The 21,552-nt window shown below is 62.3% G+C and carries 21 protein-coding genes and 1 tRNA gene; 6 read left to right on the top strand and 16 right to left on the bottom strand.

Going from position 1 to position 21,552, the window contains the following annotated elements:
• Window positions 1-5: 5 nt before the first annotated feature.
• From NXC14_RS21605 to rsfS, 5 genes are all read right to left on the bottom strand, one after another.
• A complete protein-coding gene (locus tag NXC14_RS21605; RefSeq protein ID WP_085779866.1) occupies window positions 6-1,202 on the bottom strand; it encodes a divergent polysaccharide deacetylase family protein in 1,197 nt (398 codons plus the stop codon).
• Between the two features lie 76 nt (window positions 1,203-1,278).
• Window positions 1,279-2,601 carry a S41 family peptidase gene (locus tag NXC14_RS21600; protein ID WP_003543943.1) on the bottom strand — a complete coding sequence of 441 codons (1,323 nt, stop codon included), beginning with the start codon at window positions 2,599-2,601 and terminating at the stop codon, window positions 1,279-1,281.
• On the bottom strand, window positions 2,591-3,991 hold the full coding sequence (locus NXC14_RS21595; RefSeq protein ID WP_085779865.1) for a murein hydrolase activator EnvC: 1,401 nt from the start codon (window positions 3,989-3,991) through the stop codon (window positions 2,591-2,593). The genes NXC14_RS21600 and NXC14_RS21595 overlap by 11 nt, the downstream gene beginning before the upstream one ends.
• Window positions 3,992-4,168: 177 nt before the next feature.
• Window positions 4,169-4,651 carry a 23S rRNA (pseudouridine(1915)-N(3))-methyltransferase RlmH gene (rlmH, locus tag NXC14_RS21590; protein ID WP_085779864.1) on the bottom strand — a complete coding sequence of 161 codons (483 nt, stop codon included), beginning with the start codon at window positions 4,649-4,651 and terminating at the stop codon, window positions 4,169-4,171.
• A gap of 117 nt (window positions 4,652-4,768) precedes the next feature.
• Window positions 4,769-5,212 carry a ribosome silencing factor gene (gene rsfS, locus NXC14_RS21585; RefSeq protein WP_085779863.1) on the bottom strand — a complete coding sequence of 148 codons (444 nt, stop codon included), beginning with the start codon at window positions 5,210-5,212 and terminating at the stop codon, window positions 4,769-4,771.
• Between the two features lie 209 nt (window positions 5,213-5,421).
• Between rsfS and NXC14_RS21580 the strand changes: the two genes are divergently transcribed.
• Window positions 5,422-5,799, top strand: coding sequence for a winged helix-turn-helix domain-containing protein (locus NXC14_RS21580; protein ID WP_085779862.1), 378 nt, complete (start codon window positions 5,422-5,424; stop codon window positions 5,797-5,799).
• Here the strand turns inward: NXC14_RS21580 and modC are convergent, their stop codons facing one another.
• From modC to modA, 3 genes are all read right to left on the bottom strand, one after another.
• On the bottom strand, window positions 5,800-6,867 hold the full coding sequence (gene modC, locus NXC14_RS21575; protein WP_085779861.1) for a molybdenum ABC transporter ATP-binding protein: 1,068 nt from the start codon (window positions 6,865-6,867) through the stop codon (window positions 5,800-5,802). It lies immediately after the preceding gene.
• Window positions 6,864-7,565: a molybdate ABC transporter permease subunit gene (gene modB / locus NXC14_RS21570; protein ID WP_085779860.1), complete on the bottom strand. Its 702-nt coding sequence runs from the start codon at window positions 7,563-7,565 to the stop codon at window positions 6,864-6,866. The genes modC and modB overlap by 4 nt, the downstream gene beginning before the upstream one ends.
• Window positions 7,566-7,916: 351 nt before the next feature.
• A complete protein-coding gene (gene modA, locus NXC14_RS21565) occupies window positions 7,917-8,702 on the bottom strand; it encodes a molybdate ABC transporter substrate-binding protein (protein WP_085779859.1) in 786 nt (261 codons plus the stop codon).
• Between the two features lie 560 nt (window positions 8,703-9,262).
• On the opposite strand from modA, the gene NXC14_RS21560 reads away from it, so the two are divergent.
• Window positions 9,263-10,208 (top strand): IS630 family transposase gene (locus NXC14_RS21560; RefSeq protein WP_198175470.1). Its coding sequence is split into 2 segments (ribosomal slippage): window positions 9,263-9,601 and window positions 9,603-10,208, totalling 945 coding nucleotides; the frame shifts between segments, so codons are not numbered across the junction.
• A gap of 22 nt (window positions 10,209-10,230) precedes the next feature.
• On the opposite strand, the gene NXC14_RS21555 is transcribed toward NXC14_RS21560, so the two are convergent.
• Genes NXC14_RS21555 through obgE form a run of 4 tightly spaced genes read right to left on the bottom strand, consistent with a single transcriptional unit; the run spans window position 10,231 to window position 14,388 of the window.
• The gene (locus NXC14_RS21555) at window positions 10,231-10,830 is read right to left on the bottom strand and encodes a nicotinate-nucleotide adenylyltransferase (protein WP_245362170.1); all 600 of its coding nucleotides are present in this window, start codon (window positions 10,828-10,830) and stop codon (window positions 10,231-10,233) included.
• 37 nt (window positions 10,831-10,867) lie between these two features.
• On the bottom strand, window positions 10,868-12,151 hold the full coding sequence (locus tag NXC14_RS21550; protein WP_085779857.1) for a glutamate-5-semialdehyde dehydrogenase: 1,284 nt from the start codon (window positions 12,149-12,151) through the stop codon (window positions 10,868-10,870).
• Window positions 12,144-13,313, bottom strand: coding sequence for a glutamate 5-kinase (gene proB / locus NXC14_RS21545; protein ID WP_085780241.1), 1,170 nt, complete (start codon window positions 13,311-13,313; stop codon window positions 12,144-12,146). The genes NXC14_RS21550 and proB overlap by 8 nt, the downstream gene beginning before the upstream one ends.
• Window positions 13,300-14,388, bottom strand: coding sequence for a GTPase ObgE (gene obgE, locus NXC14_RS21540; RefSeq protein ID WP_085779856.1), 1,089 nt, complete (start codon window positions 14,386-14,388; stop codon window positions 13,300-13,302). Before obgE ends, proB begins: the two co-directional genes overlap by 14 nt.
• Before the next feature lie 84 nt (window positions 14,389-14,472).
• Between obgE and NXC14_RS21535 the strand changes: the two genes are divergently transcribed.
• Window positions 14,473-15,339 (top strand): endonuclease/exonuclease/phosphatase family protein, encoded by an 867-nt coding sequence (locus NXC14_RS21535; RefSeq protein WP_085779855.1) that lies wholly within the window; start codon window positions 14,473-14,475, stop codon window positions 15,337-15,339.
• A gap of 70 nt (window positions 15,340-15,409) precedes the next feature.
• Here the strand turns inward: NXC14_RS21535 and NXC14_RS21530 are convergent, their stop codons facing one another.
• The 4 genes from NXC14_RS21530 to rplU form a co-directional block, all read right to left on the bottom strand.
• Window positions 15,410-15,997 carry a GNAT family N-acetyltransferase gene (locus NXC14_RS21530; RefSeq protein ID WP_085779854.1) on the bottom strand — a complete coding sequence of 196 codons (588 nt, stop codon included), beginning with the start codon at window positions 15,995-15,997 and terminating at the stop codon, window positions 15,410-15,412.
• A complete protein-coding gene (locus NXC14_RS21525) occupies window positions 15,994-16,650 on the bottom strand; it encodes a GNAT family protein (protein ID WP_011427247.1) in 657 nt (218 codons plus the stop codon). The genes NXC14_RS21530 and NXC14_RS21525 overlap by 4 nt, the downstream gene beginning before the upstream one ends.
• Before the next feature lie 125 nt (window positions 16,651-16,775).
• Window positions 16,776-17,045: a 50S ribosomal protein L27 gene (gene rpmA, locus NXC14_RS21520; protein WP_004676172.1), complete on the bottom strand. Its 270-nt coding sequence runs from the start codon at window positions 17,043-17,045 to the stop codon at window positions 16,776-16,778.
• 34 nt (window positions 17,046-17,079) lie between these two features.
• Entirely contained in the window at window positions 17,080-17,397 is a 318-nt protein-coding gene (gene rplU, locus NXC14_RS21515) for a 50S ribosomal protein L21 (protein ID WP_007824851.1), read from the bottom strand.
• A 305-nt stretch (window positions 17,398-17,702) separates the two neighbouring features.
• Here rplU and NXC14_RS21510 point away from each other — a divergent pair.
• The 3 genes from NXC14_RS21510 to NXC14_RS21500 all read left to right on the top strand — a co-directional run bounded on the left by NXC14_RS21510 (window position 17,703) and on the right by NXC14_RS21500 (window position 21,496).
• A tRNA-Ser gene (locus tag NXC14_RS21510) sits at window positions 17,703-17,792 on the top strand.
• 428 nt (window positions 17,793-18,220) lie between these two features.
• Window positions 18,221-19,663 carry a M81 family metallopeptidase gene (locus NXC14_RS21505; protein ID WP_085779853.1) on the top strand — a complete coding sequence of 481 codons (1,443 nt, stop codon included), beginning with the start codon at window positions 18,221-18,223 and terminating at the stop codon, window positions 19,661-19,663.
• A 48-nt stretch (window positions 19,664-19,711) separates the two neighbouring features.
• On the top strand, window positions 19,712-21,496 hold the full coding sequence (locus NXC14_RS21500) for a gamma-glutamyltransferase family protein (protein ID WP_085780240.1): 1,785 nt from the start codon (window positions 19,712-19,714) through the stop codon (window positions 21,494-21,496).
• Window positions 21,497-21,552 lie beyond the last annotated feature (56 nt).

Raw genomic sequence — 21,552 nt, 5'->3', positions numbered from 1 at the left:
TCATCTCAGGGGTTTTTGGGGTCGTTGGAAAGCGCCGCGACGCCGACGATCTCGATGCCGCGCATCGAAGCCTCCTCGCTCCACTTGGCAATGGCGTCGACGCTTTCGTCAAAAGCCGAGGCGATGCCGATCGCCTGGCCGTTTTTGCGTGCGATGCGTTCGAGCTCGTCGAGTTTCTTCAGGATGGCGTCGACATTAAGCTGGCCGTCGAGCTGCAGATCGGCAAAGGCATAGGGCAGTTCGGTCCCCTTGGCGACATCCGCCGTCTTCGACTGCGCCGACGTCCCGTCGTCGAGGAAGAGCAGGCCGCGTTTGCCGATATCGCGCATCACGGGTTCCATGGCGGCAGGGTCGGAAAGGAAACGCCCGCCGAGATAGTTCATGATACCGGTGTAATTGGTGATCTCGCCCATCGCCTTGTGCAGGTTCTCGATGTTGCGGGCGATCGGCTTTGAGGTCAGCAGGGTCTCCGGGCCCGGATCATTGGCCGGATAATCAAAGGGTTCAAGCGGCACCTGAAGAAGGATTTCATGGCCGCCGCGGCGAGCCTCCTGCATCCAGCGCTGGAGGCTGTTGCCGCTTGCGGCAAAGGCCAGCGTGATCTCCTCGGGCAATTCGGCGATGGCGCGCTGCGTTCCTGTCTGGCTGAGCCCAAGGCCGCTGACGACAATGGCAATGCGCACACCGCGGGCGCCGGACGAGGGGCGGGCATACTGATCCATCGGCCGTCGGCCGTCGGGACCGACGATCGGCAGCCTGCCATAGGCCGAATCCTCGAGCAGTGTCTCGTTCGGCAGCGCCGCCATGCGCGGATCCTGGCCGACCTGCATGGCATCGACCAATACCGGTCCGCTGCCGTCGCGGGGACGGGGGCTGTATTTGGTAACGACGGAGCCGTCGCCGGTAACCATCTGCTCGACATTGGCGCCCGAACGCGGTTGCGCGCGTGGCATTCCATCCGCCGCCTGGCCGGCCGGCGTCTGCGCTGGTTGAGGTGTGCTGGAAGAGGGCGCTGCCGCTTGCTCGGTTGCCGGCGTTTTTTTGCGCTCGAGCCCGTCGCCGCGAAAGGCCGTATAGAGAGAGAAGCCGCCTATCGCGAAAAGGCATAGACTGGCGGCAATGCGGCCGAGGCGCAGCACTCCCGGCCGCCGACTGCCGGTTTTGCGGTTGCGCCCCAAAGGCGCATGCAGGTCCGTTCCCAATTTTCTCGCCCGCTCCAAACCGGGAAACAGCAGAAAGGGTCAAGGCCGGGCGAGTGCCCGGCCTTGCAATGATCGATTACTTGGCGACGACGGCCTTGTCCGGGTTCGGCGGGAAGGCCGGGTCGGTCTTCTTGCCGCGCAGCAGGTCGAGCGCGTAGTTCAGCTGAACGTCGTCCTTCGGGTCTGGCGGCACATAGGCAACGGAGCCTGAACCCTCGTCGGTTTCGCTCTGGCCCTTGATGTGGCCGCGCAGGCTGGATTCACCCTCCGTCACCATCTTGCCCTGAAGTTCCTCCGGCAGCGGCTCCTCGACCTTAATGTCGGGTGTGATGCCGGTGCCCTGGATCGAGCGCCCCGACGGCGTGTAATAGAGCGCCGTGGTCAGGCGTAGCGCGCCGTTTTCGCCGAGCGGGATGATCGTCTGGACGGAACCCTTGCCGAAGGAGCGGGTGCCGAGAACGGTGGCGCGACGAAGATCCTGAAGGGCGCCGGCGACGATTTCCGATGCGGACGCCGAACCGCCGTTGATCAGCACAATAACCGGCTTGCCGTCCGTCAGATCGCCCGGGCCGGCATTGAAGCGGCGGGTTTCATCGGGATTGCGGCCGCGGGTCGAAACGACCTCGCCACGCTGCAGCAGGGCATCGGAGACATTGATCGCCTGGTCGAGCAGACCGCCCGGATTGAGGCGCAGGTCAAGGACGTAACCCTTCAGCTTGTCGGCCGGAACGGTGTCCTTGATCTTCTTGATCGCCTTCTCCATGTCGGGATAGGTCTTTTCGGTGAAGGAGATGATGCGGAGATAACCGACATCGTCCTCGACGCGCGACTTGACGGCCTGGACCGCGACAACGTCACGGACGATCGTCAGCTCGATCGGCTTGTCGGCGCCCTTGCGGATCAGCGTCAGCTTGATTGGGGTGTTGACGGCGCCGCGCATCTTCTCGACGGCGTCTTCCAGCTTCAGGCCGCGAACGGACTGCCCGTCGATCTCGGAAATGTAGTCGCCGGCGAGAACACCGGCCTTGGCGGCGGGCGTGTCATCGATCGGCGTGATGACCTTGACGAGCTCGTCTTCCATCGTGACTTCGATGCCGAGACCGCCGAACTCACCCTTCGTCTGGGTGCGCATATCTTCGGCGTCCTTCGCATTCATGTAGCTCGAATGCGGGTCGAGCGAAGACAGCATGCCGTTGATGGCGTTTTCGATCAGCTTGTCTTCGGCCGGCGGCGTGACGTACTGCGCGCGCACGCGTTCGAAGACATCGCCGAATACCGACAGTTCCTTGTAGGTGGAGGATCCGGCTGCTTCTGCCGGCACACCTGCCGAATAAATGACGCTCATCGCGGTCGCACCCATCAATGCGCCGACCAGAACAAGAGAAGCCCTACGAATCATTGCGTGCCTTTCCAGTGTCCTTGGCGGTCCACCACGGTCGGGAATCGACCGGTTTACCGTCTTTTCGAAATTCAATGTAAAGCGTTGGCCGGTCCGTTTCCAGCGCCAATGCAGTTGCGCTCGCCACTCTTTTCGCTCCCATCATGGCGAGCGGTTCACCAGAGAAAACGAATTTTCCCTGACGGGTATTGATGGTATCCATTCCCGAGAGAACCAGGTGGTATCCGTCGCCCGCGTCGAGAATGATCATCTGACCGTAACTGCGGAAAGCGCCGGCAAAAACCACCAGCCCGTCTGCCGGGGCCGTCACCACTGTCTCCGGGTTGGTGGCGACCGTCATTCCCATGGCTTCATGCCCCGTGCCATCGGCATCGCCGAACTGGCGCAGGATATCGCCTGCCACGGGCAGTTCCAATTTCGCCCTCAAATCTGCGAAGGGATATGCGGGCGCAATGCGGTTTTTATCGGGCACGCCGCTCTCGGCCAGCGCCTTGGCCTGAGCCCGCTGCTCGTCCGTCAAGAGCTTGCGGTTCTCCTCGGCCTGACGGGCCGCGGCGGCCGCTTCGCGTACCGAGGCGATCTCGGATTCCATCGAGGCGACGAGGCCTTCGAGGCTGGTCGCCTTGCCCGCGAGTTCCTCGGACCGCTTCTTCTCGGCCTCCAGATCAGCGGCGTTGCTGCGGCTGAGCTTGTCGTTTTCGGCAAGCAGCAGATCCATGCGCCGCTCTTCCTCGATGCTGTCGGTCATCGTCGCCGTCAGCTGGCTCTTCTCGGCGGCGCTTGCCGTCTGTAGCGCGGCCAGGCTTGCGAGATCGGCGGCGAGCTTGTCGGTTTCCTTGCGGATGCCGGGAACGACGGCGCCGAGCAGGATGGCGCTGCGCACGGATGCGAGCGCGTCGTCCGGGGTGACGAGCAAAGCCGGCGGCGGATTGCGGCCCATGCGCTGGAGTGCCGCCAGCACCTCGGCCAGCAGGCCGCGGCGTTCGTGCAAGGAACGGCGGATGCCATCCTCCTTGACGCCGAGGTCGGCAAGCTTCTTCTCGCTCTCAAGGATCTGTTTTTCCAGCCGCTTGCGGCGGGCGGCGGAATCGATCAGCGCCTGGCGAATGCTCTGCGTGCTCTTTTCCAGATTGGCGATACTCTGCTGGAGTTCGCTCACCTTATCGGAGGAGAGGCTGATTGATTTCGACAGGGTTTCGAGTTCGGCGCGGGTCTGATCGCGTCTGGCGGCAAGTTCAGCGGCCGGATCGGGCGGCGGTGCCTCGGCGGGCGGCGGGTGTGAAGATTGCGCCGCTTCCGGGGCGGCATCCTGGGCCAGAACTGAAAACGGGCTTGTCGAGACGAGGATGACCGCAACACCGAAACCGGCCGCAAGTGCCGGCAAAATCATGCGGTGTCGCCTGGTTGGAGTTGTCGTCATGCGTGTCAGGGCACTCTCTCAAATCGCGCGGAGACTAAGCTGATTTGGCACGCTTTGCCAGAAAGTTTGCAGGAGAAAGCCTGCCTGCGCAAAACACGGCTGCGTGACAATGCGACGCATAGCCGAGCAATGGACTAGCCTGAATAGTCAGACGCGGTGATAGGGGTGGCCGGACAAAATGGTGACGGCGCGGTAGAGCTGCTCGGCGATCAGGGTGCGCACGAGTTGATGCGGCCAGGTCATCTTGCCCAGGCAAAGCGTGGCGTCGGCCCGGTCGTAAAGGCCGGGATCAAGGCCGTCGGCTCCGCCGATTGCAATCGTCAGCTCACGTATGCCCTGGTCACGGTAGTTTCCGAGCAGCTTGGCGAAGGCTTCACTGTCGAGCGCCTTGCCGCGTTCATCGAGAAGGATGAGAACGCTGCCCTCGCTCAGCGATTTCAGCAGCATCGCCGCCTCTTCTCGCTTTCGAGTCTCCGCATTGGAGGCCCGGCTTTCACCGACTTCAGCAACGCGGGTGAATTCGAGGCCGACAGCAGAGCCGGCCTTGGCAAAACGATCGAGGTAACGGGCCACAAGATCCTTTTCGGGGCCGGACTTCAGCCGTCCCACCGCAAAAAGACCAATTCGCATTTCCCCGCTCCTGCTCGTGACGGCATTTCAGGCACACGATACACCGCGGCCGGCTTCTCATGTTTCCCGGCCAGTCAAATGCCGCATCTCAGGCGCCGGGCGATGCCGGCCCGCCTGTCAGTGCCGTGTCTCTTCATCCATATCCGGAGCCGCCCACATCTTTTCGATGTTGTAGAACTCGCGGATTTCGGGACGGAACACATGCACAATGATGTCACCCGTGTCGATCAGGATCCAGTCGCCGCCTTCCTGACCTTCGACGCGGGCCGTACCGAAGCCTTCGTCCTTGAGATCGGTGAGCAGGTGATCCGAGATCGCCAGGACGTGCCTGTTCGAGCGGCCGGAGACGACCACCATGTAGTCTCCAAGCGCCGATTTTCCGGCAATGTCGATCGTGACGATATCTTCAGCTTTGGAGTCCTCAAGGCTGGTGAGGACGGCTTCTAAGGCGCGGGCAGCGGCATCGGCGCCACGTTCCGCACTCTTCGGGACAACGGCGAGCGTTTTTCCCTTGGCGTGTACTGTTGTCAGTTTTTTCCCTTTCCTGGAATGACAAACCATGCACAACACGAGATCCGATTAAGACCGGATCATGGTTAAGATAGGCATCAAACCATTAATGTTTCAAGACGTGCTAAGGTACAGAGCCGCCGAAAATCCGATCTGGTGTCAGAATTGAAGAATGTTGCCGCCGGGGCTGCTTGTGCGGTCGGTGTACAGTTTCCGTACCGCGGCGTAAAGTGCGGCAAATTCCTCGATTTTCCGATTCGATGACCGACTCAGCCGTAAAAACACCTGTTCCCGTCCTGCGAATCAGCTTTCCGAATGAGCACCGCCTCGGTCACGGCAAGATGGAGCTGCTGGAGCATATCCGCGCGACCGGGTCGATCTCGGCGGCCGGGCGGGCGATGAACATGTCCTATCGCCGCGCGTGGCTGCTCGTCAGCGAGATGAACCGGATGTTCTCAGAACAGGTGGTGGAGCCGCAGCGCGGCGGCCAGAAGGGCGGCGGCGCGGCATTGACGCCGTTCGGCGAAGAATTGCTAGCGCGGTTTCGCCGGATGGAACAGACGGTGCGGGAGAGCCTTGCCGAGGATCTCGCCTGGCTCGAAGCCAAGCGCAACCTGCCGCTTGGCGAGCACGGCTGATCAGCTCTCCAGGGCAACCGTCTTGATGATGGCGAAGACGATCTTGCCGCGCCGAAGATCGAGGCGCTCGCAGGAAAGCGCGGTGATGCGGGAGAGAACGGTATCGCCGTCGCAATCGAGCCGGATTTCGACTGTTCCGTCGTCGTCCGGCGCCATGTCTTCGATTTTGCCTTCAAGAATGTTCAGCGCGCTCATGCCCTCGGGCCTTGCTGTCGCCAGCATGACATCGCGGGAAGGAATGCGGATGCGCACCGGTCTGCCTGGTGCGAGGGCGGTGCCGGGAATATGCAGCCGGTTGGATTTCAGGGCGACGATCGACAGGCGGTGGCGCGCATCGAAGCTCTCGACCGTGCCTTCGAGCAGCGCCCCCACCTCTTTCCGGTCGGAAGCCGCAGAGGGATGGCTCAATATGTCGACTGCGGGACCTGTCGCCTCCACCTTGCCGTCGTGCATGACGACGACCTGGTTTGCCAGCCGCGCCACCTCGGCGATCGCATGGCTGACATAGACGATCGGGATTTCGGTCTCATCGCGCAACCGCTCGAGATAGGGCAGGATCTCGGCCTTGCGCGCCTCGTCGAGGGCGGCAAGCGGCTCGTCCATCAGGAGCAGGCGCGGCGAGGAGAGAAGGGCACGGCCGATCGCGACCCGCTGCTTTTCGCCGCCGGAAAGTTTTGCCGGGCTGCGTCCCAACAGCGGCTCGATGCCGAGCAGGTCGATGACATGATCGAAGCTCTCGCGGTGTGCCGCCTTTGTGGCAAACCAGCGGCCGTAAGAAAGATTGGCGCGGACGCTCAGATGCGGGAACAGCCGCGCCTCCTGGAAGACATAACCGAAACGGCGGCGGTGTTTCGGGACGAAGATGCCAGCTGTCGTTTCGGTGAGGCGCTCGCCGTCAAGCACGACGCGGCCCTCATCCGGCCGGGCGAGACCGGCAATGATGCGCATCAGTGAGGTTTTGCCGGAGCCGGAGCGGCCGAACAATGCGGTCACACCGCCTTCGGAGGTGAAGGCGGCGTCGAGCGCGAAGTCACCGAGCCTTTGTTTTGCCTCAACGATCAGGGTCATTCCGGATCGATCCTTCGGCCGGCGAGACGAGCGAGTAATTCGGAGGCGAGCACGGCAGCCATGGAAATGACGATGGCGACCAGCGTCAGCCGCAGCGCGCCGGCATCGCCGCCCGGCACCTGGGTGAAGGTGTAGATTGCGGACGACAGGGTCTGGGTCTCGCCGGGAATATTGGAGACGAAGGTGATTGTCGCGCCGAATTCCCCCATCGCCTTGGCGAAGGAGAGGATCATGCCGGCGATTATGCCGGGGAGCGTCAGCGGCAGCGTGATCGTCAGGAAAATCCAGACAGGGCCGGCACCGAGCGTTCCGGCCGCCTCCTCCAGCTTGCGGTCGACTGCTTCGATAGACAGGCGGATGCTGCGCACCATCAGCGGAAAGGCCATGACGGCACAGGCGAGTGCGGCGCCCGTCCAGTGGAAGGAGAAGACGATGCCGAAATGCTGGTCGAGCAGGCTGCCGATCGGACCGCGGCGGCCGAAAAGGATGAGAAGAAGGAAACCGGTTACGACGGGGGGCAGGATCAGCGGTAGGTGAACGATGCCGTTCAACACCGTCTTGCCCCAGAAGCGGCCGCGGGCCAAGAGCAGGGCAACGAGAATGCCGAAGGGCAGGCTCGCCAGCATCGCGACGATCGAGACGCGCAGGCTGAGCAGGATCGCCGTCCATTCCTCATTGCTCAGGCCCAGAATATCCAATCCAAACCGTCTCCCTGATAATCGAAGTCGCCGAGGCAAGCCTCAGTTTGATGACGAACCTGCGGTGTCACTCGACGCCTGCCCCTCATCCGCCTGCCGGCACCGACCGGGTCGAGCTATGGGTCTCGACCCGTCCTTCGGACCCCGTAAACGTGGCGAAGGGGGATCGCCGCAACCTCTCCATCCTTCGCCAACGTTCTCGCTGGGCATGTCCCCTCTCTCCGCGAGCGGGGAGAGGGTTAGGGTGAGGGGCAACCATCTGAACGAAGCGGGCAGCCAGAGCAGTGGGTCAGTAGCCTTGACTGACGCTAAGCTGTCGCCCCTGATTCCGCAATCGCCTTAGTTTCTCAATCACTTCAGGATAGTGAAGCCCTGCGCCGTGAAGAAGACGGACGCCTTGTCCGATTTCAGGAAGTCGATATAGGCCCTTGCATCCGGGTTCTTGCTCTTAGCAAGGATCGCGACCGGATAGATGATCGGTGGGTGGGAATCGGCCGGGAAGGTGCCGACGATCGCGACACCCTTGTCGGCCGCTGCGTCGGTCTGGTAGACGATGCCATAAGGCGCTTCGCCGCGGGAGACAAGGACGAGGGCTGCGCGTACGCTTTCGGCGCCGGCGACCTTGCTTTCGACCGGTGTCCAGGCGCCGAGTTTTTCCAGCGCAGCCATGCCGTATTTGCCCGCAGGAACCGATTTCGGCTCACCCATGGCAAGCCTGCCGTCACCGAGCAAAGCGGCGAGATCGAAACCTTGTTTGATCTCGATCGGCTTTGCCTTGTCCTTTTCGGCCACGAGCACGATCCGGTTTCCGAGCAGGTTCGAGCGGGTGTCGGCTTTGATCAGCTTCTTATCCGCGAGGTAGTCCATCCAGTCGAGGTCGGCCGAGATGAAGATGTCGGCCGGCGCGGCGTTTTCGATCTGCTTGGCAAGAGCCCCGCTCGCCGCATAGGAGGCGACGGCTTCCTTGCCGCTCTCCTGGGTCCAAGCGGCATTGGCGGCGTCGAGCGCATTTTTGACACTTGCCGCGGCAAACACGGTCAGCTTCTCAGCAGCTGCGGGTGCCGGCAGCGCCGCGCCTATGCAGAGAGCCGCGATCGCGGCGGTTGCCAGCTTCATCCATTGGCGGCGGTTCTGCATGCATTCAGTCCCCAGCTATCGAAATGTTTCTACGAATATAACGATACTCATAGTTTGGCTAGGGGATATATCCATGAAAATATAACCCTACCGGCGGCCGGGCTTATCTCTTCATGACGGGCTTGCTTTTGAGAGGTTGGTCCGTAGGCGCGCAATGAGCGGGGATGGCGATTGCCAAGTCATCGGACCCCGCAGGGGAAAGAGTTGTTTTGCAGAGCTTGCCGATTAATGCGGCAGCATTCGACGCCTTGTGACCGCAGTATTGCGTCGGTTGCATTGCTGCATTGCACAAAATGATATTCACGTTGCCGCGGAATATGGTACAACACATTCATCGAAACGGCTTTCTCCTCCTCCCATAGCCGTTCGACAGGGTCGGCAACACTCCTCCTCCCAGTTGTCGATCGAGTTTATAAGCCCGACGGATCTCCTCCCCCGTCGGGCTTTCTCGTTTCCGGGATTTTTTCTAGAGTCGGTCAGCTTTAAGCTGAATCGCAACGGGATTCCCTTTTTGCTTCGGTTGTGATTCAACATCATTGCTGGTGGGGAGGCCAGCAACGATGGCGCGACCTCTTTCCGTGGATTTACGCAAGCGCATTGCCGACGCACTTGCCGAGGGCATGACGGTGCGGGCGGCCGCCTTGCGCTTTGGGGTATCGGCGGCGACGGCAGTGCGGATCGGTCAGCTTGACCGATCCGGGCGTGGTTTGGCGCCGGCCAAGATGGGTGGGCATGTCAAACCCATGCTGTGTGGCGCGGCGGCCGATGAGGTTCACCGCCGCCTGGCGGCCAAAGCCGATTGGACGGTGCGGGCGCTTGCCGTCGATCTGAAGGTGGCAGGCATCCATGTCTCTCATGACACGGTTTGGCGTTTCTTGCGCCGTGAAGGCAAGACATTTAAAAAAAACGCTGATCGCCAGCGAGCAGGACAGGCCGAAGGTGGCGCGGTTCCGGAGCCGCTGGAAGACCCATCAACATCGACTTGATCCGGACCGCCTGGTGTTCGTTGACGAAACCTGGGTCAAAACCAACATGACGCGCACCCGCGGCTGGTGTCAGCGTGGGCAGCCGCTGATCGCCGGAATACCGCATGGCCATTGGAAAACGCTGACCTTCCTCGCCGGGCTGCGCCACGACCGCATCGTCGCGCCTTTCGTGCTCGATGGCCCGATCAACGGCACCGCTTTCACCGCCTGGGTCGAGCAATGCCTGGCACCAACCCTCAATCGCGGCGATATCGTCATCCTCGACAATCTCGGCAGCCACAAGGGCAAGCCGGCGCGCAACGCCATCCGCAATGCCGGCGCCCACCTGTTCTTCTTGCCGCCCTACAGCCCTGATCTCAATCCGATCGAGATGATGTTCGCCAAACTCAAGACTTTGCTGCGCAAGGCCGACGAGCGTAGCGTCGAAGCGACATGGCGGCGCGTCGGTGAAGTCCTCAAAGCATTCAGCCCGCGCGAATGCGCCGCCTATCTCAGGCATGCAGGATATGTTTCAACATAAACCTGACAGACTCTAAAATCAACTATCTGACCGTGCCCGGCAAAGCGCCGTTGCGGATTGCCGTCGAGCTCAGGCCGGAGCGTGGGCCGTGGATGAAGGTCCAGGCCGGAGCCCGCTTCTTCCAGAGAACGCGCGCATCGTCCTCGTCGACGCGCGCGAAATCGAAGCTCCGCGTCATTTTCGAAGAGAGATAGGAGAGCGTCGCGCCCGGCCGGTCGATCACCGCGATCGGAAAGGTGCGGGCGATCTCCTGCCATTTCTGCCATTTGTGAAAGGTCTGCAGGCTGTCGGCGCCCATGATCCAAATGAAATGCACATGCGGATTGCGGGCCTTGACGCGGGCCAGCGTATTGGCGGTGTAGCTGACGCCGAGCGCCTGCTCGAAAGCGGTGACCTTGATGCGCGGATCGGCGGCGACACGCTCGCTTTCGGCAATTCGTTCGGCGAGCGGCGCGAGAAGATTGCGGCTTTTCAGCGGATTGCCGGGGGTCACCATCCACCAGAGCTGGTCGAGACCGAGCCGCTTGATGGCGATTTCGGCGACGAGCGCATGGCCCTCATGTGGCGGATTGAAAGACCCGCCGAACAGGCCGACGACCATTCCGCGCTCGCTGTGCGGCATGCGGAGATAACGTCGGTCCAGCTCTTCCGTCGTCACGTCAGGGTCGGGTCTGTCCGGCACCGCGCACCCGGTATTTGAAGGAGGTCAGCTGTTCGACACCGACGGGACCGCGGGCATGCATCTTGCCGGTGGCGATGCCGATTTCCGCGCCCATGCCGAACTCGCCGCCGTCGGCGAACTGGGTAGAAGCGTTGTGCAGCAGGATCGCCGAATCGACTTCGGTGAAAAAACGCTCGACGACGCCGGGGTCTTCGGCGATGACGGCCTCGGTGTGGTTCGAGGAATATGTCTGGATATGGGCGATGGCGCCCGATATGCCGTCGACGACGGCGACCGAGATGATCGCGTCGAGATATTCGGTCGACCAGTCCTCCTCCGTCGCGGGCTTCAGGCCGGGCGCAACTTTCAGCACCGCCGCCGAAGCGCGGATCTCGCAGCCGGCTTCCGTCAGCACCTCGAGCAGTGGCGTCAGATGCGTGCCGGTTGCCGCGATATCGACGAGCAGAGTCTCGGCCGCGCCGCAGATGCCGGTGCGGCGCATCTTGGCGTTGACGACGATCTTCTTCGCCATCTCAAGATCGGCAGATGCATCGACATAGATGTGGCAGAGGCCTTCGAGATGGGCGAAGACCGGCACCCGGGCCTCGTTCTGGACGCGGGCAACCAGGCTCTTGCCGCCGCGCGGCACGATGACGTCGATCGCCCCCTCGAGGCCGCGCAGCATGGCGCCGACGGCGGCGCGGTCGGTGACCGGAACGAGTTGAATCGCATGCTCCGGAAGACCGGCCGCCTTCAGGCCGTCAACCATGCAGGCATGGATAGCCTGCGATGAACGGCGCGAATCCGAGCCGCAGCGCAGGATGACCGCATTGCCGGCTTTCAGGCAGAGCGCCCCGGCATCGGCGGTGACGTTCGGCCGGCTTTCGAAGATCACCCCGATGACGCCGAGCGGCGTGCGGACGCGCTCGATCTTCAGGCCGTTCGGCCGGTCCCAGGCGGCGATGACTTCGCCAACCGGATCGGCAAGGGCGGCGATGGCGCGGATTCCCTCGGCCATCTCGGCAATGCGCTTGTCGTTCAGCGTCAACCGGTCGACGAAGGAGGCAAGCGTTTCGCTGCCTTCGATATCCTTCAGGTCCTTAACGTTTTCGGCCAGGATATGCGCCCTGCTCGCCAGGATCGCGTCGGCCATGGCGTTCAGGGCCTTGTTCTTCGCCTCGGTGGACGCAAAGCCTAGCGGTCGCGCCGCAGCCTTCGCCTTGCGGCCGATGTCGTTCATCAGCGCATCAATGTCAGGCCCCGGCGCAACGGTATCAAGCATAGCTCGCGTCCTTCTTCTGCCTTTCCGATTTCGGTCTGATCTGGGCGGTCATCACCATGTCGTCGCGATGGACCATGGCGGCGCGTCCGGCATAACCGAGAATGGCCGCGATCTCGGCCGATTTGCGGCCGGCGATGCGGCGGGCGTCCTCGGCATCGTAGCTTACCAACCCGCGGGCGATCTCGCGACCGGCCGGTCCGATGATCGCTACCGTGTCGCCACGGCTGAAGAGGCCGGAAACGCTGCGCACGCCGGCGGGAAGCAAGCTCTTGCCGGCGCCGAGCGCGGTGACGGCGCCCTCGTCGACATGCAGTTCGCCCGCCGGCTGCAGCTGCCCGGCGATCCAGGTCTTGCGGGCGGTGACCGGTGTTCCCGAAGGTGCGAACCAGGAGGAGCGCGCGCCGTTTTCGATCGCCGACAGAGGGCTGTCGGTCTTGCCCGACGCGATGATCATGGCGCAGCCCGACGTGGTGGCGATCTTGCCGGCATCGATCTTGGTGCGCATGCCGCCTCGCGAGAGCTCGGAGGCGGCCCCTCCGGCCATCGCCTCGATTTCCGGGGTGATTTCGCCGATCGTCTCGAGGAAGGCCGCATTCGGATCGAGATGCGGCGGCGCGGTGTACAGGCCGTCAATATCGGAAAGGAGGATGAGCAGGTCGGCGCCCGTCATCGTCGCCACACGGGCGGCAAGCCGGTCGTTGTCGCCATAGCGGATCTCGCTGGTCGCGACCGTATCGTTCTCGTTGATGATCGGCACGGCGCCGATCTTCAGGAGCTGATTGATGGTGGCGCGTGCGTTGAGATAGCGGCGGCGTTCCTCGGTATCACCGAGCGTCAGCAGGATCTGGCCGGCGACGATTTCGTCGCGCGACAGGCTCTCCGACCAGGCGCGCGCCAAGGCGATCTGGCCGACGGCGGCGGCGGCCTGGCTTTCCTCAAGCTTCAGCGCGCCGGCGGGCAGGTTGAGCACCGAGCGGCCGAGCGCGATTGCCCCCGAGGAGACGACGAGCACGTCGATCCCCTTGGCCTTCAGGCCTGCAATATCGGCGCACATCGCATCGAGCCAGGCCTTCTTCAGCCCGGCCTTGCGATCGACCAGCAGGGCCGAGCCGATCTTGATGACGATGCGGCGGTAGCGGCCAAGCGGCTTACGGCTGGTCATCGGCCGCATCCTCGTCCGTGCCTTCTTCGCTGACGATCATGTCGCGATGCCGGAGCTTCGGCACCTTGGCCGGCTTCTCCTCGGCATTTTCTTCGACGATGATATCGCGCAGCGCGCGCAGAACCTCGGTCATGCCCCTGCCGGTGACAGCGGAGATCTGGAACGGCGTCTTGCCGCAGGCCTTCGCCAGCTCCTTCGTCTTCTTCTTCAGTTCGGCCTCGTCAAGCACGTCGATCTGCGACAGCGCCACGATCTCGGGCTTGTCGGTCAGCTCATTGCCATAGGCTTCGAGCTCGTGTTTGACCGTCTTATAGGCCTTGCCGACCTTCTCCTCCTGGGCGGAGACGAGATGGAGCAGCACGCGGGTGCGCTCGACATGGCCGAGGAAACGGTCGCCGATGCCGACGCCCTCATGAGCGCCTTCGATCAGGCCCGGAATATCGGCCAGGATGAACTCCCGCTCGTCAACCGTAGCAACGCCGAGATTGGGATGCAGCGTGGTGAAGGGGTAGTTGGCGATCTTCGGCCGGGCGCGGGTAACCGATGCGAGGAAGGTCGACTTGCCGGCATTGGGCAGGCCGACAAGGCCGGCATCGGCAATCAGCTTCAGCCGCAGCCAGATGGTTTTTTCCTCGCCTGGCAGGCCGGGATTGGCCCAGTCCGGGGCCTGATTGACCGAAGTTTTGAAATGGGCGTTGCCGAAGCCGCCATTGCCGCCATGGGCGAGGCAGTAACGCTGGCCTTCCTCGGTCAGGTCGCAGATCATCGTTTCCCGGTCTTCCTCGAAGATTTGGGTTCCCACGGGGACCTTCAACGTCACATCGCTGCCATTGGCGCCGGTGCGGTTGCGGCCCATGCCATGGGTGCCGATCGTCGCCTTAAAATGCTGCTGGTAGCGGAAATCGATCAGCGTGTTGAGACCGTTGACGGCCTCCACCCAGACATCGCCGCCGCGTCCGCCATCACCGCCATCGGGGCCGCCGAACTCGATGAATTTCTCGCGCCGGAAGGAAACGCTGCCCGCGCCGCCATCTCCGGATCGGATATAGACCTTTGCTTCGTCGAGAAATTTCATTTTACTTCCAATATTCCGTGGCAGTTGGACGGCCCGTCTTGGCCCATTCGATATAGGCGGTTCCGACGGAGGTCAAAGATTATCGTGAATTTTGTCAGCTATAACATACAGTACGGCTTCGGTCTCGACGGCCGATACGATCTGGCGCGGATCGCCCGCAGCCTCGAAGGCGCCGATGTCATCGCGCTGCAAGAAGTGACCCGCGGCTTTTCCCGCAACGGTTTTGCCGACATGGTGGCAGGGATTGCCGCCTTGTTTCCCGACCATTTCTGGGTGTATGGGCCAGCCTGCGACATCCATATCGACGGGGGCAAAGGCGGCCTGCAGCCGGTGCGCGGCACGCGTTTTCAGTTCGGCAATATGGTGCTGTCGCGCTGGCCGATCCTGTCGACGCGGACGCTGCTTCTGCCACGCAGCCGGACGATCGCCAAGATCAACCTGCAGCGCGGCGCAACCGAGGCGCTGATCGCCATTCCGGGCGGAGCGATCCGCGTCTACTCCGTGCATCTCGACCATGTCTCCGCCGACGAGCGCATCCGCCAGCTGCAATTCCTGAACGGCAAAATCAACGCATTCGTCCAGGAGGGCGGATCGCTGACGGGCGGTGGCGAGCTTGATCTGCCGGAGCTGCCGCTGCCCGACGACTATATGATCATGGGCGATTTCAACATGGAGCCGGAATCGCCGGAATATTGCGCACTTGCCGGTGCCGGCGGCGGATATTACGGCCGTGTTGCCAGGATCGGCACGCCGATGGACGCCTTTGCGGCGCTTAACGCTTACACGCCGGACAGCTACAGCTGGATGGATCCTGATGATCACGGCAAACGCATGCATCTTGACTATTGCTTCGTCAGTTGCGGCCTGGAGAGCCGGTTGAAATCCGCCCGGATCGATACGCAATCCCTCGGTTCCGATCATTTCCCTGTCTGGGTCGAGATCGGCGATTGACGAAGACGCCGCCGAGCCGGCGGCGTCTTCTTTTCCACTTCTTTCAGAGCATGTTCGGCACTAGGCTCTGTTATGCCACCTTCCGCGACTGCAACGCGCCCGGCTGCAGCACGGTTTCGATATGCGACACCATGGTGTTGCGGGCGAAACAATAGATTTCGCCGCAACCGGTCATGCGGAAACCGAGCTTCTCCTGCAGTCGCAGTGAAGCCGGGTTGTCTGCGAAGACACCGGAATGAACAGGCGTCTCGGGCATGCGGCGCGAAAAGCGTTCGATGATCGCTGCCACCGCCTCGCTCATATAGCCGCGTCGCCAGTAGTAACGGTTCAGCCAGTAGCCGAGGTGCCAGCGGCCGTGGCGCAGTTCGATCGAGACGGTGCCGATATGGACATCGTCATTGCCGGTGATGGCGAGCGACCAATCCGGCAGCGTGCCTGACGTGACCGGCATCAGCCAATCCAGCGCATCCTGCCTGTCGAAGGGCGCGGGGACGCGGGAAAGCATGCGCGTCACCGCGAAATCGGCAAGCGATTCCGCGATTGCCGGCGCATCGCTCAGCCGGTGGGGACGGAGCGTCAGCCGGGCAGTCGGGATGACCGGCGCGGGGCCGGGCATCATCGGCCTGGTGTCCGGCCTTTGCAGTGCCGTCGTGCTCATGCGATGTTCCCCCAGCTTCGCAGCGACATCCAGGTCTTGCGGTCGAGCCTGTACCATTCCACAGGCACGTTGCTGCCGAGCGCCAGCGAGGCCGCAAGCCCCGATCCCTGGAACTGGAAGCCGCACTTCTGGATGACGCGGCGCGAGGCGACGTTCATCACCCGGCAACGGGCGTCGATCTGGTCGACGTCCTGCCGCGTCCGGAACACCATGTCGACGAGGGCATGGCAGGCCTCGGTGGTGTAGCCCTGGTTCCAATAGGGCTCACCCAGCCAATACCCGATCTCGACGGTCTTGCCGTCGCTGTGCGGTTCCACGCCGCAGCACCCCATGAAGGCGCCGTTTTCGGCTTTGGTGATGGCATAGACGCACTTGCCAATCTCGCCATTTCGCGAACGCCAAACAAAGTCGGCGGCATCATTGGCGGTATAGGGGTGCGGCATACGCGATACCATGGTGGCGACTTTGGCGTTGTTGGCGAGATGGGCAAGGGCGTCGATGTCTTCCTCGTGGGGCGCGCGCATGACGAGCCTTTCCGATAACAAGACAGGGCAATCGGTCCTTAACCGCTCCGGCCTCAGCCGTTCCTTGGAAGACCGCTGGTCTTCCCGGGAAGACCGTGATTGGTCTACCCTTATCAATTCGCCTTGCATGTTCAGTCCTCCTGTTTGGACAAAGAAAAAGGGGAGATGGCGCCCCATCTCCCCTGTTTTCTGGACTGAAACTGGTACGGCCAGCCGGGTCGATGAGACGCCGGCTGTTTTTGAGCGCTACCGGCTTATTCCGCTGCTTCCGCTTTCGGCATAACAGACACGTAGACGCGACCGTTGGCCTTCGTTCGGTAGTCCACATTGCCGGCGGTAAGTGCAAAGATCGTGTGATCCTTGCCGAGGCCGACGTTGGAACCGGGATGCCACTGCGTACCGCGCTGACGCACGATGATGTTACCTGCGATGACGGCTTCGCCGCCGAACTTCTTCACGCCAAGGCGCTTGGATTCGGAATCGCGACCGTTGCGCGAGGAACCGCCAGCTTTTTTATGTGCCATTGGAGTTCTCCTTTAAACCTGAAACCCGTTGATCTTACTTGGCAGCCACGATGTCCGTGATACGGACGACCGTGTGATGCTGGCGATGGCCGCGCGAACGCTTCGAATTCTGACGACGGCGCTTCTTGAAGGCGATGACCTTCTTGCCGCGGGTCTGGTCGACAACTTCCGCCTTGACGGAGGCGCCGGCTACGAAGGGCGCACCGATCGCCGCGTCGGCGCCTTCGCCGATCACGAGGACTTCGGTGAATTCAATGGAGTCGCCAGCGGATGCTTCAAGCTTCTCGATGGTCAGCACGTCGTTGGCTGCCACACGGTACTGCTTACCGCCGGTCTTGATGACTGCGAACATTTTTTATCCTTTCATGTTCGTTCCGGCGCTCCCCGCTATTTCCGCAGGTGGCCGTCTTTTTATCAGTCGAAGTTAAGCAGGGATTTCAGGGAACTAGCCCAGAACTCTGGTCTGCCGGTGAAACCCCGCGCGAGCGCGAGGCGGGCAAGGGGCGGACTACTCCACTCCTATTGCGGATGCGGGATACGCGAGTGACAGAAAGGTGTCAAGGCAAAAGGATGGAAAAGCTTGAGATTTCGGCTTGCCAACCTGTCATCTGCCCGTTATGAGAACGCCCGCGCCGAACAAGCGCCGACCAAGACCGCGGAGAGGTGGCAGAGTGGTCGAATGCACCGCACTCGAAATGCGGCATACCTGCAAGGGTATCGTGGGTTCAAATCCCACCCTCTCCGCCATCATGCTCCTGTCCGGACCGGCTACCTACCAGTCGATTCTCGGGCTACGGCTGCGGTATTTTTCGCCAACAGCGGACGGCCGGCCTTAATGTTTGGCTGGACCCGCCAGTGCTGACGCAGGATCGATCTCACAAGCTTGAGGCCGGCGTTGCAGTTGCTTTGCGCTTGTTAAGCGAACCTCGCTCGCTTGAGCAAATCGGTTGCCAACGCGCTCATCGAAAAATTTCTTGCATGACCGGATCCGGATCGTCGATCCAGGCGACCGGCCCGGAGCAAATTTGTTGTTTATTTGCGGTTGATTGGCTCGTTTCGCGAACTATCATCAGGATCGGACAAGGGGCACGTCTTCGGATTGAAACCGCCTCCGTGTTCAGCCCGTCGCCACCCATACCTTTCCCGATTGCTCCCACTTTCAACCGAGGTTCCCCATGCGCATTGCCGTCGGTGGCATTCACATTGAATGCAGCACATACAATCCCGTTCTGAATGAGGAAAAGGATTTTCGGGTGTTGCGCGGAGAGGGGCTGCTGGAATCGTCCTATTTCGCCTTTCTGAAGGATTATGATGCCGAATTTCTGCCGACGGTCCATGCCCGCGCCATTGCCGGCGGGCCGGTTTCGCGTGCCACCTATGAGGGCTTCAAGAACGAATTCCTCGATCGGCTGAAGCCGCTGCTGCCGCTCGATGGTCTGTATCTTGCCATGCACGGCGCCATGTATGTCGAAGGCATGGAGGATGCCGAAGGCGACTGGATCAGTGCGGCCCGCGCGCTTGTCGGCGAGGCATGCACCGTCTCGGCAAGCTACGACCTGCACGGCAACGTCACCCAGCGCATCATTGATGCGCTCGACATCTACTCCACCTATCGCACCGCCCCGCATATCGATGTCGAAGAGACGATGCGCCGCTCGGTCTCGATGCTGGTCAAGAGCCTGGAAACCGGCGTGAGGCCGTTCGTCCTCTGGGCGCCGATCCCGGTCGTCCTGCCCGGCGAGCGCACCAGCACGGTCGATGAGCCGGCGAAGAGCCTCTATGCCTTGCTGCCCGAGATCGATGCCATGGCGGGCGTCTGGGACGCATCGCTGATGGTCGGTTACGTCTGGGCCGACGAACCGCGCGCCACGGCCGCCGCTATCATGACCGGCACCGACCGCGCCGTGCTGGAGCGCGAGGCGAGGCGGCTCGCCAAGGCCTATTGGGAGGCCCGCGAAGACTTCGTCTTCGGCTGCGAGACCGGTTCGGTCGAGGAATGCGTTGCGAGGGCGATCGCCAGCCCGACCGCTCCCGTCGTGCTCGCCGAATCCGGCGACAACCCGACCGGCGGCGGCGTCGGAGACCGGGCCGATGTCCTGGCCGAGCTGATCGCCAAAGGTGCTGACGGCGTCGTCTTTGCCGACATTGCCGACAAGGCGGCGACCGAAGCCTGTTACGCCGCAGGTGTCGGGGCTGAGCTTGTCCTCAGTGTCGGGGCCTCGCTCGATTCCAAGGGCAGCAGACCGGTCAATGCCCGCTTTACCGTCAAATTCCTGCATGAGACCGCCGACGCCGCCGATCGGCAGGCGGTCGTTTCGATCGGCGGCATCGATCTCGTGCTCTCGGCCAAACGGCGACCCTACCACAATATCGCCGATTTCACCCGACTCGGCATCGACCCGCACGCTGCCAAGATCATCGTCGTCAAATCGGGCTATCTCTCGCCGGAACTGGCGCCGATCGCAAACCCTAACCTGATGGCGCTGTCGGAGGGCGTGGTCGATCAGTTCGTCGAGCGCCTGCCGCGGCTGCGCAAGCAGCATCCGACCTATCCCTTCGACAAGGATTTTGCCTTCGAGCCGCAGGTCTTTCTCTCCGCGCGTTCGCTGCGGGCTTGAGGTCCTACCGACCCGAACAGGGATGATTTTGCAGAGAGGATGTTCGACATGACCGGATTTACGACTCGGCCTGAAATTCTCGGCACCTTCGGCGTCGTCACTTCGACGCACTGGATCGGCTCGGCGGTCGGCATGAGCATTCTCGAAAAGGGCGGCAACGCTTTCGATGCGGCGGTGGCAACCGGCTTCGTGCTGCAGATCGTCGAGCCGCATCTCTGTGGCCCTGGCGGCGACCTGCCGGCGGTGATCTATTCGAAGAAGAAGGGCAAGGTCGAGGTTATCTCAGCCCAAGGGCCGGCACCCGCCGGCGCGACGATCGAGCATTATACGCGGGAAGGCCTGACGCTGATCCCCGGCGATGGCCTGCTTGCTACGGTCATTCCCGGTGCCTTCGACGGCTGGATGCTGATGCTGCGCGACTACGGTACGATGAGCGTGCGCCAGGTGCTGGAACCGGCGATCTTTTATGCCGAGCACGGTCATCCGCTGCTGCCGCGCGTCGCGGCGACCATCAAGGGGCTTGCGGCCTTTTTTGAAAAGGAATGGCCGACCTCCCACGAAACCTGGCTGCCTGGGGGCAACGTTCCCGAAGCGCAGGCGAATTTCCGCAATCCGGCGCTGGCTGAAACCTGGAAGCGCGTCATTGCCGAAGCCGAAGCAAAAAATGATCAGGAAGCACAGGTGGAGGCAGCGCGCGACGCATTCTATCGCGGCTTCATCGCCGAGAAGATCGACGCCTACCTGAAGACGACCGAAGTGATGGATGCAAGCGGCAAGCGCCACAAGGGCGTGCTGACCGCAAACGACATGGCCAACTGGTCGGCGACGATTGAGGAGCCGCTGACCTATGATTATCACGGCTGGACCATCGCCAAGACCGGGCCGTGGGGTCAGGGGCCCGTGTTCCTGCAGACCCTGTCGATCCTGAAGGGTTTCGACCTCGCCGCGATGAGATCGGATGGGGCCGATTTCGTTCATACCGTCGTCGAGGCGATGAAGCTCGCCTTTGCCGACCGCGAGGTCTATTACGGTGATCCGCTTTTTTCCGAGATCCCCGTCGCCCATCTGCTGTCTGAGAGCTACGCTGCCGAACGCCGAAAACTCGTCGGAGCGGATGCCTCCTTCGATCTTCGCCCCGGTATCATTCCAGGTTTCGAAGTGCAGCACGAGCTGGCGATGAAGATGTTCGGCGCCGACACGAAGACCGGCGCTGTCTACGAGCCGACCATGGAGCATCTTTCCGAAAAGCGCGGCGACACCGTACATATCGACGTGATCGACCGTGAAGGCAACATGGTCTCCGTCACGCCGTCCGGCGGCTGGCTGCAGTCTTCGCCAACCGTGCCGGGCCTCGGCTTCTGCCTCAATTCCCGCGCGCAGATGTTCTGGCTCAAGCCAGGCCTGCCGACCTCGCTTGCTCCGGGAAAACGGCCGCGCACGACGCTGACGCCGTCCCTTGGCCTCTTCGAGGGCCGACCAACCCTTGTTTTCGGCACGCCGGGAGGCGATCAGCAGGAGCAATGGCAGCTTTCCTTCTTCCTGCGCCATGTCCATCACAAGCTGAACCTGCAGGCGGCGATCGATCAGCCGCTCTTTCATACCGCTCATTTTCCGAGCTCCTTCTATCCGCGCAGCCGCGAACCCGGCAGCCTGATGGCGGAAGAGAATTTCGGTCCGGATGTACTCGACGCGCTCGCCGGAAAGGGCCACAAGCTGACGATCACCGATGCCTGGACGATCGGCCGGCTGACCGCCGCAGAGCGGGATGCCGACGGGCTTATGCGCGCCGCAGCTACCCCGCGCCTCATGCAAGCCTATGCAGTCGGACGATAGCGGCGCCACGTCGCAAAGCGCCTGCGAGGCTCTAAGTATCGCCTGAGATACGCTGT

The organism is Rhizobium sp. NXC14, assembly GCF_002117485.1.
In the GTDB taxonomy this organism is placed as follows: domain Bacteria; phylum Pseudomonadota; class Alphaproteobacteria; order Rhizobiales; family Rhizobiaceae; genus Rhizobium.
This window is presented reverse-complemented; position numbering and strand designations above follow the sequence as displayed.